Below are 1,041 nucleotides of genomic sequence, written 5' to 3'. Positions count from 1 at the left end.
TCGGCGAGCGGACGAACGCCAACGGTTCGAAGAAGTTCCGCGAGGCGATGCTGGAGGGCCGCTGGGACGACTGTGTGGAGATGGCCCGCGACCAGATCCGCGAGGGCGCGCACCTGCTGGACCTGTGTGTCGACTACGTGGGGCGCGACGGCGTCGCCGACATGGCCGAGATCGCGGGCCGCTTCGCCACCGCCTCCACCCTCCCCATCGTCCTCGACTCCACCGAGGTGGACGTGATCCGCGCGGGCCTGGAGAAGCTCGGCGGCCGGGCCGTCATCAACTCCGTGAACTACGAGGACGGCGACGGCCCCGACTCCCGCTTCGCGAAGGTGACGCGGCTGGCGGTGGAGCACGGCGCGGCACTGATGGCCCTGACCATCGACGAGGAGGGGCAGGCCCGCACCGTCGAGCACAAGGTGGCCGTCGCCGAGCGGATCATCGCGGACCTGACCGGCAACTGGGGCATCCATGAGTGCGACATCCTCATCGACACCCTGACCTTCACGATCTGCACGGGTCAGGAGGAGTCCCGCAAGGACGGCGTCCACACGATCGAGGCGATCCGCGAGCTCAAGCGCCGTCACCCCGACGTGCAGACGACGCTGGGCCTGTCCAACATCTCCTTCGGGCTGAATCCGGCCGCCCGTCTCGTACTGAACTCCGTCTTCCTGGACGAGTGCGTGAAGGCCGGCCTGGACTCGGCCATCGTGCACGCCTCGAAGATCCTGCCGATCGCCCGCCTGGAGCAGGAGCACGTCGACGTCGCCCTCGACCTGATCCACGACCGGCGGCGGGAGGGCTACGACCCCCTCCAGAGGTTCCTCGAACTGTTCGAGGGCGTGGACACCAAGTCGATGAAGGCGGGGAAGACCGAGGAGCTGCTGGCGCTGCCGCTGGAGGAGCGCTTGCGGCGTCGCATCATCGACGGCGAGAAGAATGGTCTGGAGGCCGATCTGGACGAGGCGCTGACGGCGCGTCCGGCGTTGGAGATCGTCAATGACACGTTGCTGGAGGGCATGAAGGTCGTCGGTGAGCTGTTCG

At 67.8% G+C, this 1,041-nt stretch carries 1 protein-coding gene; it reads left to right on the top strand.

Annotated features, from left to right (window positions below):
* Nucleotides 1-1,041: dihydropteroate synthase (locus ACFPP6_RS36720; protein WP_382051141.1), on the top strand; the 1,041-nt coding region annotated here is incomplete at both ends.

Origin of the sequence: Streptomyces aureoversilis (assembly GCF_042657885.1) — a bacterium.
GTDB lineage: Bacteria > Actinomycetota > Actinomycetes > Streptomycetales > Streptomycetaceae > Streptomyces > Streptomyces aureoversilis.
The sequence above is the reverse complement of the archived record's forward strand: the minus strand, read 5'-3'. Positions and strand labels throughout refer to the sequence as shown.